This is a genomic window from Anaerocolumna sp. AGMB13025 (assembly GCF_029689925.1).
Lineage (GTDB): Bacteria > Bacillota > Clostridia > Lachnospirales > Lachnospiraceae > Anaerocolumna.
Map to the genome: position 1 here is coordinate 195106 of NZ_CP121445.1, position 15835 is coordinate 210940.

13 protein-coding genes and 1 tRNA gene are annotated in these 15835 nt (G+C 39.6%); 7 read left to right on the forward strand and 7 right to left on the reverse strand.

Going from position 1 to position 15835, the window contains the following annotated elements; all coding sequences use genetic code 11:
- Position 1 precedes the first annotated feature (1 nt).
- The 3 genes from QA584_RS00785 (at position 2) to QA584_RS00795 (ending at position 2656) form a co-directional block, all read left to right on the forward strand.
- Positions 2 to 307, forward strand: a complete 306-nt coding sequence (locus QA584_RS00785; RefSeq protein ID WP_278272623.1) for a DUF4387 domain-containing protein — start codon at positions 2 to 4, stop codon at positions 305 to 307.
- 26 nt (positions 308 to 333) lie between these two features.
- On the forward strand, positions 334 to 1629 hold the full coding sequence (locus QA584_RS00790; RefSeq protein WP_278272624.1) for an SLC13 family permease: 1296 nt from the start codon (positions 334 to 336) through the stop codon (positions 1627 to 1629).
- Between the two features lie 106 nt (positions 1630 to 1735).
- On the forward strand, positions 1736 to 2656 hold the full coding sequence (locus tag QA584_RS00795; protein WP_278272625.1) for a LysR family transcriptional regulator: 921 nt from the start codon (positions 1736 to 1738) through the stop codon (positions 2654 to 2656).
- A 177-nt stretch (positions 2657 to 2833) separates the two neighbouring features.
- Here QA584_RS00795 and QA584_RS00800 read toward each other — a convergent pair whose 3' ends face one another.
- From QA584_RS00800 to QA584_RS00820, 5 genes are all read right to left on the reverse strand, one after another.
- The gene (locus QA584_RS00800) at positions 2834 to 3664 is read right to left on the reverse strand and encodes a hypothetical protein (RefSeq protein ID WP_278272626.1); all 831 of its coding nucleotides are present in this window, start codon (positions 3662 to 3664) and stop codon (positions 2834 to 2836) included.
- 974 nt (positions 3665 to 4638) lie between these two features.
- Complete coding sequence (locus tag QA584_RS00805; RefSeq protein ID WP_278272627.1) at positions 4639 to 5274, reverse strand: hypothetical protein; 636 nt, start codon at positions 5272 to 5274, stop codon at positions 4639 to 4641.
- Positions 5275 to 5434: 160 nt separating this feature from the next.
- Positions 5435 to 5505, reverse strand: a tRNA-Gly gene (locus tag QA584_RS00810).
- Between the two features lie 286 nt (positions 5506 to 5791).
- Positions 5792 to 7588, reverse strand: a complete 1797-nt coding sequence (locus QA584_RS00815) for an ATP-binding cassette domain-containing protein (protein ID WP_278272628.1) — start codon at positions 7586 to 7588, stop codon at positions 5792 to 5794.
- Positions 7588 to 9387 (reverse strand): ABC transporter ATP-binding protein, encoded by a 1800-nt coding sequence (locus QA584_RS00820; protein WP_278272629.1) that lies wholly within the window; start codon positions 9385 to 9387, stop codon positions 7588 to 7590. Before QA584_RS00820 ends, QA584_RS00815 begins: the two co-directional genes overlap by 1 nt.
- An 821-nt stretch (positions 9388 to 10208) precedes the next feature.
- Here QA584_RS00820 and QA584_RS00825 point away from each other — a divergent pair.
- The gene (locus tag QA584_RS00825) at positions 10209 to 10775 is read left to right on the forward strand and encodes a hypothetical protein (RefSeq protein ID WP_278272630.1); all 567 of its coding nucleotides are present in this window, start codon (positions 10209 to 10211) and stop codon (positions 10773 to 10775) included.
- Between the two features lie 471 nt (positions 10776 to 11246).
- On the opposite strand, the gene QA584_RS00830 is transcribed toward QA584_RS00825, so the two are convergent.
- Positions 11247 to 12494, reverse strand: a complete 1248-nt coding sequence (locus tag QA584_RS00830; protein ID WP_278272631.1) for an MFS transporter — start codon at positions 12492 to 12494, stop codon at positions 11247 to 11249.
- 154 nt (positions 12495 to 12648) lie between these two features.
- Complete coding sequence (locus QA584_RS00835; protein WP_278272632.1) at positions 12649 to 13482, reverse strand: HAD family hydrolase; 834 nt, start codon at positions 13480 to 13482, stop codon at positions 12649 to 12651.
- A gap of 291 nt (positions 13483 to 13773) precedes the next feature.
- On the opposite strand from QA584_RS00835, the gene QA584_RS00840 reads away from it, so the two are divergent.
- Genes QA584_RS00840 through QA584_RS00850 form a run of 3 tightly spaced genes read left to right on the forward strand, consistent with a single transcriptional unit; the run spans position 13774 to position 15788 of the window.
- A complete protein-coding gene (locus QA584_RS00840; RefSeq protein WP_278272633.1) occupies positions 13774 to 14295 on the forward strand; it encodes an STM3941 family protein in 522 nt (173 codons plus the stop codon).
- Positions 14296 to 14344: 49 nt separating this feature from the next.
- On the forward strand, positions 14345 to 15004 hold the full coding sequence (locus QA584_RS00845; protein ID WP_278272634.1) for an HAD family hydrolase: 660 nt from the start codon (positions 14345 to 14347) through the stop codon (positions 15002 to 15004).
- A gap of 22 nt (positions 15005 to 15026) precedes the next feature.
- A complete protein-coding gene (locus QA584_RS00850) occupies positions 15027 to 15788 on the forward strand; it encodes an exodeoxyribonuclease III (protein WP_278272635.1) in 762 nt (253 codons plus the stop codon).
- Positions 15789 to 15835 lie beyond the last annotated feature (47 nt).

Consider the following 15835-nt stretch of genomic DNA (forward strand, 5'->3'; position numbering starts at 1 on the left):
TATGTCAACAATAGCAAATACCGCTTCCTATGTACGATCCAAAAATGCCGGTCCTTTTTGGATCACCATTGATATTTTCTGTGAGACACAAGAGGCGTATCAAATGATAGTAGATTCGACAAAATTAACCCCGCAGGCAATTTCAAAATTATATAATGTCTCCGAGAAGGATACGAAACTTTTTTATCTGCCGGATTTAAAAACAGTGAAAATATCCATTCCCAGATCAACCCCCCAAGGATCTGAATACGAACGTGATATGCATTCGGGACAGCAATATGTACAAATTCTAGACTTTGAACTTTAGATATCAATAACAAAGGAGAAGATATCATGTTAGCAATTGTAGGCTTTATAATGATTGGTATTTTAATTGTAGCTTTAGTCAAATTTAATTGTCTTCCCATCACTGTATTCTCAACCTTACCGCTAATCGCTGCACTTATTGTCGGAAGCGGTGTGTCCGGCTCAATGACAATGCTGGCGAAAGGAATTATTCAGGTATTACCCACCGCCGCTTTATTCGTTGGATCCATTACCTATTTTGGCATAATGAATGATGTAGGGCTTTTTGACCGCCCTATATCAATGCTATCCAAGAGGATAAAACCCAATGTTTTCAGTGTTCTGGCTATCGCCTCAAGCGTTGCCATGATCGCTCATTTAGACGGCTCCGGTGTTGCAACCCTGTTAATTACCGTCCCTGCATTCCTTCCCATTGTGAAAGGTTTAAAAATCCGTGTGATGCCTTTTAGTTTTATTGTCACCATGTGTATTGGGGTCATGAACTTTTTACCCTGGGGCGGTCCCATCGGCCGTGCAGCCACCGTCGTTGGAAGTGATGCGGTAACCTTATGGAAGACCGTTCTTCCGGTCCAGATATTTGGTATCCTCCTGGTATATGTCGCCTGTTTTCTTATTTCCAGGCAGGAAGTAAGAAAAGGTTACTTTGTATATCAGCCGGATGTACGTGTAAGTTTACGTGAGCTTTCACAGGAAGAGCTTGAATTGCGCCGTCCAAAGCTATTCTGGTTTAATTTGCTCCTCACTGTAATGATACTTGTCATGCTCTTTATCGGTATCCCTGCGTTTATCCCGTTCCTGATGGGAATCGGTCTTGCACTTCCGGTCAATTACGGAAAAGGTGGAGAAAAAGCACAGAGTGCACGTATTAAGGCTCATGCCAAAAATGTACTTCCAATGATCATTACCATCATTGGTGCCGGTATGCTCCTTGGCGTCATCACTGATACCGGTATGGTGAATGCCATGGCAAAGGCTATTGTTGGAGTTATCCCCAAGGCATTAGGTCCGTTTATCCATATTATCATGGGAATTCTTGCGGTTCCTCTGTCCCTGGTATTTGACCCTGACACTTTGAATTACGGTATCCTTCCAGTAATCTCAGCTATGGGACAAGCCTATGGTATTACACCTACTCAGTCCGCTCTTGCAATTGCAATTGGTCATAATATGGGTGTCGGTTTATGTATGACGAGTGCTTCCGTTTATTTTGGCTTAGGTATGTTTGGCCTTGAATATAAAGAAGCCTTCAAATATAGCTTTGTTAAATCCTTACTCTTTTGTGCCGCTTTAATTATCTTCGGGGCAATCATTGGGGTGCTTTAACAAGAAATAATACAAACAGCTTTGATTTATTCATCTCTCAAAGCTGTTTGTATTTGAATCTCCTGCTCTCTCCGTGGTATAATAAACAAAAGGAGGAATATTTACAATGGATATCAGAGAATATACTTATATACTTTCCATTATAAATCATGGAAGCTATTCTAAGGCTGCTAAAGCTCTTTTTATTTCCCAGCCGTCCCTAAGTATCTATATCAGAAATCTGGAAAAACGTCTGAATATAACCTTCTTCGAAGACAGAAAGCTGACACTGACACAAGAGGGCAAAGTGTACATCGACTATGCACAGAAAATCGTGCAATTAAACAATGACCTCCAGTATCAGTTAAAGCATATGGCTAGATTCAAAAACAGCCTGGTAAGAATAGGCATTACTGTTACCAGAGGTTCTTACATACTCCCTAAGCTTTTTCCTTTGTTACTTAAGGAACATCCGGATATCCAGATTAAAATCACAGAAGCCATCTCAGAGGAACTAGAAAATATGGTTCTGGAAGGTGAACTTGATTTTATCATAGTCAATTATCCCTTTAAAGAACATGCGCTGGATTATATAAAATTATATGATGAAGAAATCGTCATTGCCGTGTCCCCAGATAATCCAATCCTTCAAAAAGCCCGTCCTGCAGAAGGAGCGAAACATCTATGGATTGATATCCGCGAACTGGAAGAGGAGCCCTTCATTTTGTTAAAATACGGGCAAAAAATGAGGCAAATAGCAGATTCCCTCTTTCAGGACGCAGGCTATTCCCCTCATATCATACTAGAAACCAGCAGCGCGGTAACTGCGTTTCATTTATCCTGCACCGGTGTTGGTGCAACAATTCTCATCGATACTTTTTTGAATTTATCGGAAGTTAAATCTCTGCCCGAATTATTGTCTGTTGGAAATCCGCGGCTAAATAGAGAACTGGTACTTGCTTATGCACCAAACCGTCGTATTTCACCAGCTGCCAGAACTGTAATCGATACCATTCAAAGATATATCAGTACAATTAACCTGTCATAAGAGTTTGCAATTGCTGCCATCACTAGATTCCTGTATTATCCCAAGTTCTGGAACCTAGGGGACAACCTCACGGTAAAGTAAACCAACCTAGGTTCTATAACCTATATTTTGCAACAGCCCCATCGTATCGTATTAATACAACTATTAACCTATGTATTTAACGCAGTGCCAGAAAATTTATTCCGATGGCCATTTGTTGATTTCGCTAACTTTCAGAACCGGAAGCTTTGCATCCTTAAGGGTTTGAGCATATTGAAAAGCCTTTTGTACCTTCTCTTCTTCTCCATCAATGGCAATAACCACGGAACCCTCTGCCCCTCCTAATCCTCCAGCTGAAATAATTTGAGCTTTTGCGCCGAAAAGAATGTCTATGGCATCTATTTCGTCTATTTTTTGACCATCCACTGGAAAGACCCCACAAGGCAAGCCCATGGACAGCTCTGCTTTACGGTTGACATAATGGCACACCTCTTTCATTGAACCGGGGATCAGCTTTTCATATCCGACCGGAAAAAGGATATGAAAATTCTTTTGCCGCTGTGCCGTCAATACACGGCCGATCGTTCCGCCGCCACCCGCCGGATTCGCGAATAACACTCCCACATTTCCCTGGGCATCCACGGCATTCACTCCTTTGATGTAGACATCATTTTCTCCCATTTGATTGAGGATATCACCCAAAGCAGCGGCATCCTGCAGCACACCCTGATGGAAAAACCATGCTTGTCTTGATACCTTACGGGGATCATGTGCCCCAGGTCCTCTCGCCAGTATCATTTCTGATGCTTCACGAGAACCTGTAAGACCGCTGGGAGCAATCACTCCACACACCCACAACCCTTCCGGAGGTTTTCCTACCAGTTCTTCATACATAAAGTAGGTACTGCTGCTGGGATGCAATACAAGAATTCCCTCTTTCAGAGCGTTCTGCACGATGGGAAGCTGTAATACCGCATGTGAGATCAGCTTTTTTGATTCTGTAGGGGTAAGTACAATCTGAGCCTGCATATTTTCCTTATATGATATTTATAGAGCTATATATCATATTTTCCTTTCTATTAAGTTTTATGAATTATCAATACATGGACTAAAGATTTGTTTTTTGTAGTGTAAAGTCTTAAAGGCTGGTATTGCCACATCTTAATCCTACCTATACAATTTGCAGAACCGCAAACGGAAAAGGCTTTCTATGGATTAAAAAAATCATCATAAAGACTTTATAAATTAACTATTCAAACTTCGTAGTTGTTTATGTAGTTGTATACTTGGTAAAATCAGCACCTAGTTAACCTAGAAAGTATTGATTAGGCTATGTTTCATAAGCTTAGGATTCTGAGCCTAGAATTCACTAATTTTTTATGCGGTAAAGCAAGACCCAAAAAAGCACAAACTCCTTGCGATGCTCGTCAAACAGTGTGCATTTTGAGTCTGAACCACCTGAAAAAGTCATAAGTGAATTTTCAGACTCAGAATAAAGCACTTATGAAACATGGCATAATCATGCTTTCAATTCAGATTTTGGGATGATTTTATCAAGTGTTTTTAGTTTATTTACCTCGAAGTTTGAGTTAACTAATTAATTATGTCCAAACAAAGCATATCATAAAAACAATAGTATGTATAATATATAGAAACTATAAAAGTATATACTTCACCTATATCGGAATGAATCATTCTATACGACCGCCTTTTAAGAGCCAAATTAGTAGTCGACAGATAGCAGTAGAGAATCATACTTGACGATACCTGCCAGTGATTCGCCAGTGCCTAATTGTGATAACGTTCAATCCCAGATAATACAGCGACTTAATTCTTTATTTCATAGTCTTACTTTCACCCATCCTGGCGACTATTGCCTACTTATATGACACATAAAAAAAGCATTAGCTTTTGGGCTGATGCTCTTAATGATTCTACAAAGGATAACAGGAAAAGCGTGATTCTTAAAACTTATGGAATCACGCGGGAAGAATAAAAGATGCTCAAGGCTTCAATTCAGCTGAATAATAATTTCTATCAAATGCTATATTTTTTAAATAATCTTTAGCTCTTGTACTATAGGAAATGGATGAACTTTTCTTTACTTCCTTAGCTGTTTTATAAACATCTCCATGAATCCCCACAAAAATACGATTTCCAGATTCAAGTTTATAAAAAATATCACCTATAAATATACACTGATCACCAGTTTTAGTAAAAATAAAAGGCGAATCCAAAGAAACTATTTTAGCTGGAGCAAAAGTACTATCATCATAAAGTAATCCTAAATATATTCTTGGTTGCAATTCATAAGTATTGGAGCCAAGAAATTTATCTTTATTAAAAGTATATGCTTCCATATAACATATTGCATAACGTATATCTTGATTTGATTGTGAAGAAGGTTGACTATTGTCAGCTTTAAATTGATTAATTTTTTCTTTACTTATTAGATTGTTATGCTGCATATCTGTAAGAACTTCTTGAAAGCTATAGGTATCTTCATAAGGTAAAGTGGAAAGTTCATTGATATCGACACATTTTAAGGGCACATATTTTTCTTCTACACTATTTGCGTATGTACCAAAAAACATTACTACTAATAATAATGCTGATAGTGCTATAATAATTTTCTTCACTTCTATCTCCTTAATGAAACAGATAGCACGGTTAGTTAAGTAAATTATAACAGAATAATTATATTAACACAATTTTTTACAGAGCTTCTTTAGTTTTTGTTTTGACTTAAACAAAAAAGGGGAAACCCATATATTAAAGGTTTCCCATACATTTCATCTAAGCGGATAACGGGAATCGAACCCGCATCTCAAGCTTGGGAAGCTCGCATTCTACCACTGAACCATATCCGCAGGATTACTTCCACATATGAAATTTATATCCATACTTGTATATTATATAGCTAATTTATTCCATTTACAATATAATTTTTCAATAATTTTAAATTTATAGCTTCCATATCCAATGTTGATCTGTCGCGCCATTGGGCCCAACCATAGACTGTTCTAACTTAAGAACCGCCCAGCCCTCTTTAATCTCTTATCCTAACCGCTTGAATTTTAGTATAGTATTTACGGGGAAAAACCCGGTAAATACTATATAAAAACTGCACTCTGCCAGATTTAGAAGCGTTCCGCTTTATCCCCAAATCTCTTTCATTTCATTACAACTTATCAACAATTCCTCTAATTTACCCACTGCCGCAATCCGGCCCTCCTTCATAACAATGATCTGGTCTGCCTGTTTTAGTGCACCTCTACGGTTGGATACTACAAGGCAGGCAGCAGGGCGGTTATGAAATAACCTGCTCCATAATTTATTTTCCGTTTCCACGTCCAGAGCACTGGAGATATCATCAAAGACCAGAAGTTCCGCTGTTCTGGCAAACATTCGGGCTACGGCAACTCTTTGTATCTGTCCGCCGGAGAGTTTTACGCCTTTGGGACCGATTACGGTTTCCAGTCCGTTTTCCAGTTCCGTTAGATCCGTCTCCAAAACCGCCGAGTAAAGGGAAGCCTCCAGGTCAACTTCCTCTTCCTTTAATCCGAACAGGATATTATTTTTAATGCTGTCACTGAACAGGTTAGGTATCTGGGGAGTGTAGGCACAATGGGGCGTTACGAAGAATTCGGAATCCGTTACCGGTTTGCCGTTCCACTTAATACTGCCTTTTTCAGCGGGCAATAATCCTAGAAGTACTTTTAATAAGGTGGATTTACCGGAGCCAATCCGTCCGGTAATGACCGTAAACGAACCGTTCTTTAAATTAAAATGAATATCTTCTATACCATTACCGGAAGATTCATATTTATATGTCAGCCCCTCTACGGATAACTCATTTAGTTCATTCCTCTCAAATGCCTGATTTGCAGCACTTTGCTGAGGTTTTGTTTTCAGATAAAGTTCCTTATGTGCTACCGCTTTGTCAGGGGTATCCTCCTGCATTAATTCTGCAATCCGAAGAAATGATATCTTTGCCTGTCTGTTATTGGCAATAAAGCTCCCAAAAAAACTGGTAAAATCAGATATAAAATTCAGATAATAGATAAAGAGGGACAATTCGCCCACTGTCATGGCTCCACTTTTCATAGAGCCTGCCGCAAGTAAAAGTATAAAACCGGTTCCAATACTTACGGTATTGTAAAAGACAGAGTAAAGGGTCTGGGTCAGCAAAGTGTCTTTTAACATCATTTTGTGACGTTTCCGGTTTAGTTCTTCCAGGTGGCGGGTTACGTTTTCTTCTTCTCCGGCTACTTTGATGGCCTGGACGGCTGAGAATATTTCACCCATGGCACCGGTTACCAGTCCCGTGGCTTCTCTGGAAGCCTCTCTGTATTTCAGGAGTTTGGAGCGAAGCATCTGGACGAGGGCTACCACTGCTACTAAAGGGGTAAATACAAACAGGGTTATTCTGGCATTAATGCTAACCATTATAGTAACTGCAACAATTACAAACACTACATTTCCTATAAAGTCCAGAGTCCAGCTGATGGAATTCTCAATGGTTCCGGCATCATCCCGGAAGCAGTTTAAGGCTTCCCCCTGGGAACAGGGCATGGAATTCGCCCCGGGCTTTTTTAAGATACCTTCAAACATATTTCTTCTTAGCAGCCCACTCATGATAAAACGGTGAGTATTATCCGCCATAGCGCCGAAATGAATGTTTATCATTCTGCCGGCGGCATAGGCTATTGTTACTGCAATAATACTTAGCAGATTCAGGGTAAATTGTTCCCCTGGAATTAAGATATTAAAAAAATGATTAAAGATAAGACCCAATATAAGGGGTTCCACATGAATCAATGCCCAAAGAAAGCAGTTTAGAGTATATAATCCTGATTTATAAGTCATCATTTTCCAAAACAAAGGCAGGACAGAGATTTTCTTAAGCTTAGCTGAGTTGTCCGTACCGTCATGAAGAGTATTTGTTTCCATTAAACCAGCACCTCCTCGATACCGTATCGTAGTAATTCATTTAGTTTGGAATCTGCCTTTTGTAACAGGTGTTCCCGTTTCCCGTATTCTAGCATAGCGCCCCTTTCTAAAATCAAAATATCATCAGCCTGTTCTACGGTTTTAAGTCTGTGGGCAATAATGATGCAGGCCCTGCCTTCCATAAGTTTATTAAGAGCCTGGTCCACCAGCCGTTCCGTTATAGGGTCAAGTCTTGCTGAAGCTTCATCCAGTATCACTAATTTTGGATTCTTTAAAAATAGCCGTACTAAGGTTAAGAGCTGTGCTTCGCCGGAGGACATTCCTCCCCCGGACTGTATCAGGGTATCAAGACCATCACTTAAATTCTCATACCAGTCTTTTAAACCCATTTCATAAATCGTTCGGGTAATCAGAGAATCATCAATTGCGGTATTAAAAAATGTAATGTTATCCCGTACACTGGCATGGAATAACTGTACCTCCTGGGTCACATAGGCAATTTGGTTTCTTAATTCCTCCTGACTGATGCTTTTTAATGGTTTGTTATTCAGATAAATACTGCCGGCTCCCGGGTCATAGAATCTTACGATAAGCCTTGCCAGGGTGGATTTTCCACAGCCGGTATGACCAAGGATTCCAAGGATTTTACCCGTTTGAAGGGAAAAGGATATGTTAGTTAAAACCGGTAAGTTATCTTCATATTCAAATGACACCTGCTTAAGGCTTAGTGCAGTATCAGATTGTTTATATGCATTTACCGGAGAGTGGCAGGAGGATACTAGGGATACTTCAGGTTCTTTGCTGGTATCTAAAGCCTCTGTTGTTTCAATTTTTGATTTTATCTGGAATAACTCCTCCATACGAAGGATACTGGCAGATGCCTTTTGGATATCCAGCAGTTGTTCCCTTAATTGTTCCAGAGGTTTTTCCAACAGCTGGATGTAGTTAATCATAAGGTAAACCATACCAATAGAGATCCTTCTTGTATACCACAAATATCCCCCCAAGGCAAAGATCATGACATTACCTGCTCCGAAGACACCTTCTAAAGTAATCCAGATTTTGTAACCGGACAGGAAGGCTTTTAACTGTACGGGCAGCCATTTTCTTAGCAGGTGGTAGAAACGCTCCATAACATAAGGTCTGGCACCGTTGGTCTGAATATCCTCGGTACTGCCTAGATGTTCCCCTAAAAATCCATAAAACCGGGCATTGAGCTCCCGCTCTTTCCCAAAGTTATCAACTGCACCACCCTGAGTTTTCCACATAACCGCCAGGGAAAAAAGCAGAAAGAGGAAAAAGAAGACTCCCACTACCGGGCTTTGGATAGTCAGGATGAGAATAATACCGCCCATTAAAAGAATATTGTTAATAAAACTTACAAAGAGTTTGGAAAAAAAGTTAAATAAGGCGGTTACGTCACCATCGATCCGTTCTACAATCTCCCCGGACTGGTGTTCCTTAAAAAAAGTCATATCAAGACTCAGACAATGCTTTACTAAGTCAAGCCGGAGGGAATTGGTTGCCCTCCAGCCGATGTTCTGGCTGAAAAAGGTAGACCCCACAGCCAGGACCTGCTGGATTAATGCAGATAGGATAAATAATACTGCAGCAATAAACAGGGTATCCATTGGTTTCTGTTTCTCTATTCCATCAATAAAATACCGGACTATTTGTGGGTTAAGCAACTGGATTATTATGCTTGCACCCATAATCAGGCTTAAGAATAGTAATTGCAATTTACAGTTCTTTAAATATTTGGTTAATAAACCAGTGTAATTTTTTATATACTTTTTCATAAAATCTCCATTCCGCCACCAAGGGGCGGCATAAATAGTAAGTTAAAAATAATAGCTATCTGACCTGTCAGGCAGGAACAAAGAGTCTGGCTCGCCAGACTCTGGCGCTGATGCGCTGTCACGATAGTGACAAATTCCTTGGCGCGTCATGTGCATCCTCCCGGAGGGTTTTTTATCGAATAGGAGCACTTTCTTATTCGAGGAACAAAGAGTCTGGCTCGCCAGACTCTGGCGCTGATGCGCTGTCACGATAGTGACAAATTCCTTGGCGCGTCATGTGCATCCTCCCGGAGGGTTTTTTATCGAATAGGAGCACTTTCTTATTCGATAAAAAAGCCACAGGCGGAAAACACCTGTGGCTCCCAGATATAAAAACAATCCGGCTTATGGTTTTTTGACATAAAAAAACCCCAGGTTAAGCACAACCTGGGGCTATCTGCATATATGTTATAATCTGCGTCATATCCTTATATAGGCCGGTCATGCGGGTAATATTTTGTTGATTTGTGTTTCTTATTAAAATAATCATTTTGCCTGACCTCCTTTTTTAATTTTTTCTACTGTATAAAGTTACCATTTATCATTCGGTTTTGCAAGTTATAATAATAAAATAAATGATGTTTGTTAAAGTTTACTAAAAATACCAGGAGGGGCTCCGGGTATTTCTGTCTGAAAGATACAAGGATTTACACTTGACTTTTGGGTTCATATAAGCTAAAATACATTTGACATTACAGGTGACAAGACAGACAAGTATACAAAAAATCAAAACGGTAAAAAAGCTGTTCCACTTAACTTCAAACGAAAGTCAGGAGGATTTTATGAATCGGAACTACAAATTACAAACAATGACGATTGCAGCCTTACTTAGTGCAATCGGGATATTAATTCCCATGTATGCACCCAAGATTGTGATTCCACCGGCATCTTACACCCTGGCAAGTCATGTGCCGATCTTCATTGCCATGTTCATCTCACCCTTTGTAGCAATTGCAGTGGCAATCATCAGCGGGTTTGGATTCTTAATTGCCGGCTTTCCTCTTGTAATTGTACTGCGTGCTTTTAGTCATATCGTATTTGCAACTGTTGGTGGATTTATCCTTAAGAAATATGGGAATTTACTCAGTACAACAAAAAGCACTGTTTTATTCGGTTTATTTGTATCCCTAATCCATGCGGTGTTTGAGGTAGGGGTAGTAACTTTCTTTTATTGGGGAACAGCGATGCCAAGTACTTATTATGATAAGGGCTATTTAGCAACCGTAATCGGTCTTGTGGGTGTGGGAACCATCATTCACAGCATGGTTGACTTTACCATTGCGTTATTTGTATGGAAACCGATCCAGAATGTTGTTTCCGTACCGGCAAGCGTAAAGAAAGTACGTTAATCGAAGGAAAAGTACAGGAAAAAAATTTATAATACCCAAATTTATTAACTGGTAAAAACCAGGTAAATACTAGGTAAAAGATGGATAAAAACTAGATAAAAACTAGACAAAAGCTGGGTAAAAACTAGAAAAAGCTAAGTAAAAGCTAAGTAAAAGCTAGATAAAAGCTAAATAAAAACTAGATAAAAACTAGATAAAAACTAAATAAAAAGATAAAAGCTAAATAAAGCGAAATAAAAGCTAGATAAAAACGATTCAATAATCAGATGAAGTACCTGATTATTGGCTTAGAACTTTAAATAAAAGCATTACAAAGCTTTATTAATAAGATACAATATGAAAAAGGCCTGACCTTATATTTTACTTCCAAAATCAACAGAAACTTTAATTAGTTTCCTAAAAAGGAAGGGAAATATAGGATCAGGCTTTTATAATAGTTACAAAGCGTATAAGGAAAAAAGCAGGAATCAGCTAACTCATGCCCTTGGCTTTTTCCCTTGGCTTCTCTGTTGAAAACATTACAATAACAAATCCAAGGGCAGTAACCAGGGTGCCCAGGAGCAGCATATCTGAAACTCCAAAGGTATCCAGAATTTTACCACCGGTTATATTGGCAATGGAACCGGCGATTCCCAAGGTTGCTACTCCCAGCATGGCCTGACCCTTCACCTTATCGTGATCTTCTACGATAGAATTCACATAATAAACCGAAGCAGGAGTAAAAATGGCATAGGACAGCATCTGACAGGCCTGGGAGACGTGGATCATGAGTACATTTGGGGCCAGCCAGGTAATAAAAGCCTTGATAAAGAAGAAAAATGCTGCTACCATGACCAGTTTATTGCTGGATATTTTTCTTATAATATATATGAATCCTGCCATGGCCGGCAGTTCTAAGGTCGCTGCTATGGAGAGGGAGATTCCCATATCCGTACTTCCGCCCCCAACCTGCTTCATTATATTGATTAAGTAAGTATTAATCAGGCTGTGTGAATAAAAAATCATGGACACACCAATCAAAAAGAAAGAAAACTTCTTGTACTTTATAAAAAAAGTTAAAATACCAGTGGGTGCAGTCTCTTTGAACGGTTCCCTCCCGCTGGTAACGGATATGCCAGAACCAGGATTTAGGTCGGTGGAAACCATGGTTTCCGGCAGCTCTATTTTAAATAAGAAAGCCGAGAGAATTGCAAAACAGTAAGTCCCGATAAACATGACAGGGATGATTCCTGCTCCAAACCGGTTTACCAAATTGCCGAGCAGGTAAGACATAATGGCAAAGGCGATGGAACCCATACCTCTTGCCAGACCATAATTCATAGGTATTCCACGATTTAAGTATTCCAGAGCCAGGGAATTAAAAAGAGGATTTAAGGTAAATGATATAGCGCCAACTATTACATAGATTACCGCTGTCAATAAAAAGGAATTCGGCAATAGATATAAAAGTATAACCAGCAGATAAACCATAACCATCAGTACCGCGACGATATAACGGAGGGGTACTTTCTTTGTTTTATCTGCAAAGGCAGCTACTACAGGCTGCAATATTATAGATAGAATGGCAGCCAGTGCAAGTACAATGCCAATCTGCATGTTATTAAAATTCTTGGATTGCAGAAAGACTGCTGCAAAACTATAGATAGCACACTGGCAGATCCAGTAGGTGCTTTGTAAAAAGGCGTATTTAATTGTTAACTGATTCGCTAAACGCTCCATGTTATCTCCTGCTGCGGATATACTTCTAAGGTAAGAGGATCTTAAAACCATTCCCTTAAAGTAAGGCTTTTTATGTATGTTATGAACTCGAGATACAGTTTACCTTCTTTTAAGGAATATGGCAAGTTATTTATTATGATTTAAGAGCCTCCGCCTAAGCTAAGGGATAATTACGTTTCAGCCATTTTACGACACCGTCTTGTGTGTTGCTATCTAAAATATGGTCCGCCGCGGCTTTTACTTCTTCTCTGGCATTGCTTACCGCACAGGTAACCTCACATGCCTGAAATAAAGGCAGGTCATTTAAATTATCACCGAAGCCTACCACCCTTTCAAAATGATAATGTTCCCTAAGATAGTTAACCGCATTGTACTTGGTGGCATTTACGCTGAAGATTTCAAGATACCATAACCCCTCCACAGAATAGACATCTTTATAATAAGCATAGGAAATATCTGAGCGGTTTTTAAGTTTCTCACAGGCACGGTCTAAATGTTCCCTGGTATCTAAAATGGAAAAGTAAATAATATGCTCTGGAGCTACCAGGGAAAAATCCGATACCTGTTTAAATTCTTTATGGTATTTTCTGACCCGTTCCTCATAAAAGTCTTTTTGGGCACGATTGCTTAGTTCCTCATAATAAGTCATCTGTTTATGGTCTATAATCTCATACATAAATCCTGTCAATTGGAATTCTTTTAAAATTCCCTGTATAAATAACAGGCTGTCTTTGGCTAAATATTCAATATTGAGATAACGCCTAAGAGTAAAATCATAGACTAAAACCCCATTCATAAGGATGATGGGCAGAGGTAGAATTACGTCTTTTAATATGCTGTTAACCGAGGCTGCACTTCTGGCGGTGGCAACAGTGAAATTCATGCCCTCCTTAATCAGGGCATTTAAAGCATTCAGCGTGAATTGGGAGATTTCGGCATTTTGATCAAGTAAGGTGCCGTCTAAATCAGAAATATATAAAGTGTTCATATGAGTGACCTTTCCCGGGTTTTGGATATGACAGGCGGATTAAGCCGGTCCATTTTTTAACCTGTTTCAGGATTAGTATACTAATAACGGATCATATCGTCAATGTGAAAGAAAAGACAGGTGTGGCCAATCTGCATTCTGCCCGGTATACGAGCTGGAAAATGCAATCAAAAGCCGCAGTTTATCTGAAAAATAATGGCTTGTTCACTTGCTTTTTTTTACATTAACATATAAAATAATATACAATGATTTGAAATAGTAGGGTTCCTTAAACATAAGGGAGGTTTTTTTGTGGAAAAGATTGTAATCGAGGAACGACAATCGAAAACGATAAAACTAATGTCAATCGGTTTATTGTTATTAATTCTATCGGTTATTATATGGATTATCGGCATGCGGGAACGAAAGACGCTGTTATGGATTACCGGATTATTATCTATGATTATTTCCGGTATCGGTTTTCTCATTTATCTGGGGCGGGCTCTTCAGAGAAAGCCATTGCTGACCATAACCTTTGACGGCATTATCGATAGTTCTGACCGCAGTTCTATAGGGTATATACCCTTTCAGGATATTGAGAAGTTTTGCATAATTAACAACATGGGGCAGAGAGTAATCGGAGTGATTCCCAAGGATGAACCCCTCTTCCTGGATAAATTATCACCCATAAAGCAGAAAATAGCCAAATGTAATATAGATAATCAGCACCCTCCCCTTACCATTCATGTGGAAAAGGCAAAGGATATGTCGCTGGAGGATATCTTTACCCTGCTTAACAAGAGACTCAATGACTACAGCAGTTTATACGATTAAGACTTCATGTCTACCAAGGCTAAATTGACAGGCAGAAAGGAATAAAGATTTGAAACAGTATATATTATTAGATCTGGATGGTACCGTTACAGAACCGGAGGAGGGCATTACAAAATCCATTCAATATGCCCTGCACCATATGGGAATCGAAGTAGAGGATTTAAAAACCCTGCGAAAACATATCGGACCGCCGCTAAAGTATGGTTTTATGGACTTCTGGGGATTCACAGAAGCAGAAGCGGACCGGGGAATTGAATTATATAGAGAGTATTTTACTGTAAAGGGTATGTACCAGAATTATGAATATGAAGGTATGAAAGACTTGCTGCAAAGTCTTAAGAATGCAGGAAGAACGCTGATTTTAGCTACCTCCAAGCCGGAGAAGTTCGCTAAAATGATACTGGAATACTTTCATTTGGAGGGGTATTTTACTGATATCTGCGGTGCCAGTATGGACTCTACCAGATCTAAAAAAGGGGATGTGATCCGTTACGCACTTCATAAGAACCATATAACCGATTTGGAACAGGTGGTTATGGTGGGGGACAGGTTCCATGACATTGAAGGAGCCAAAGAGAACGGAATTGACTCCATTGGTGTGCTATATGGTTATGGCACCAGGGAGGAATTAACCCAGGCTGGAGCAGGACAAATTGCAGAAACAATTTTGGAACTAAAGACAATTTTATTAAAGGACGACGCCCGTTAGTACGGGCAGGGAGGAGCCGTATATGAGATTGATATCCTGGAATGTAAATGGACTTAGGGCTTGTCTTAATAAGGGATTTTTGGATTTCTTCCATCAGGTGGAAGCGGACGTATTCTGCATACAGGAAACAAAGATGCAGAAAGAACAGTCGGAATTATCTTTGGAAGGATATACTCAGTACTGGAACAGTGCAGTTAAAAAAGGTTATTCCGGTACCGCAATATTTACAAGAATAGAGCCTTTATCCGTAGCATATGATTTAGGGCTTGAAAAACACAATGAGGAAGGCAGGTCCATTACCCTGGAATTTGAAGAATTCTATCTGGTAACAGCATATACGCCAAATGCCCAGAGAGAGTTAGCAAGACTTGACTACCGAATGGAGTGGGAGGATGACTTCCGCAACTATCTGGTGAAATTAGAACAGGTCAAACCGGTTATCTTATGCGGGGATTTAAATGTGGCGCATAATGAGATTGATTTAAAAAATGCCAAATCCAATATCGGAAATGCGGGTTTTTCCAAGGAAGAGAGGGGCAAGATGACAGAGCTTTTAAACAGCGGCTTTGTGGATTCCTTCCGTTTCCTTTATCCGGAGGAGACCGGCGCTTACACCTGGTGGTCTTATATGTTCCATGCCAGGGAAAAGAATGTGGGCTGGCGGATTGATTATTTTATCGTATCTGAAAAAATCAAATCGAAGATAAAAGACAGTATCATCCATAAAGATATCCTGGGAAGTGACCACTGTCCGGTAGAACTGGACATCTCTTTGGGAGAATAAGCAGCTGCCTGGGATTTATTGACTAGAAGAACAATTCTCAAATACAA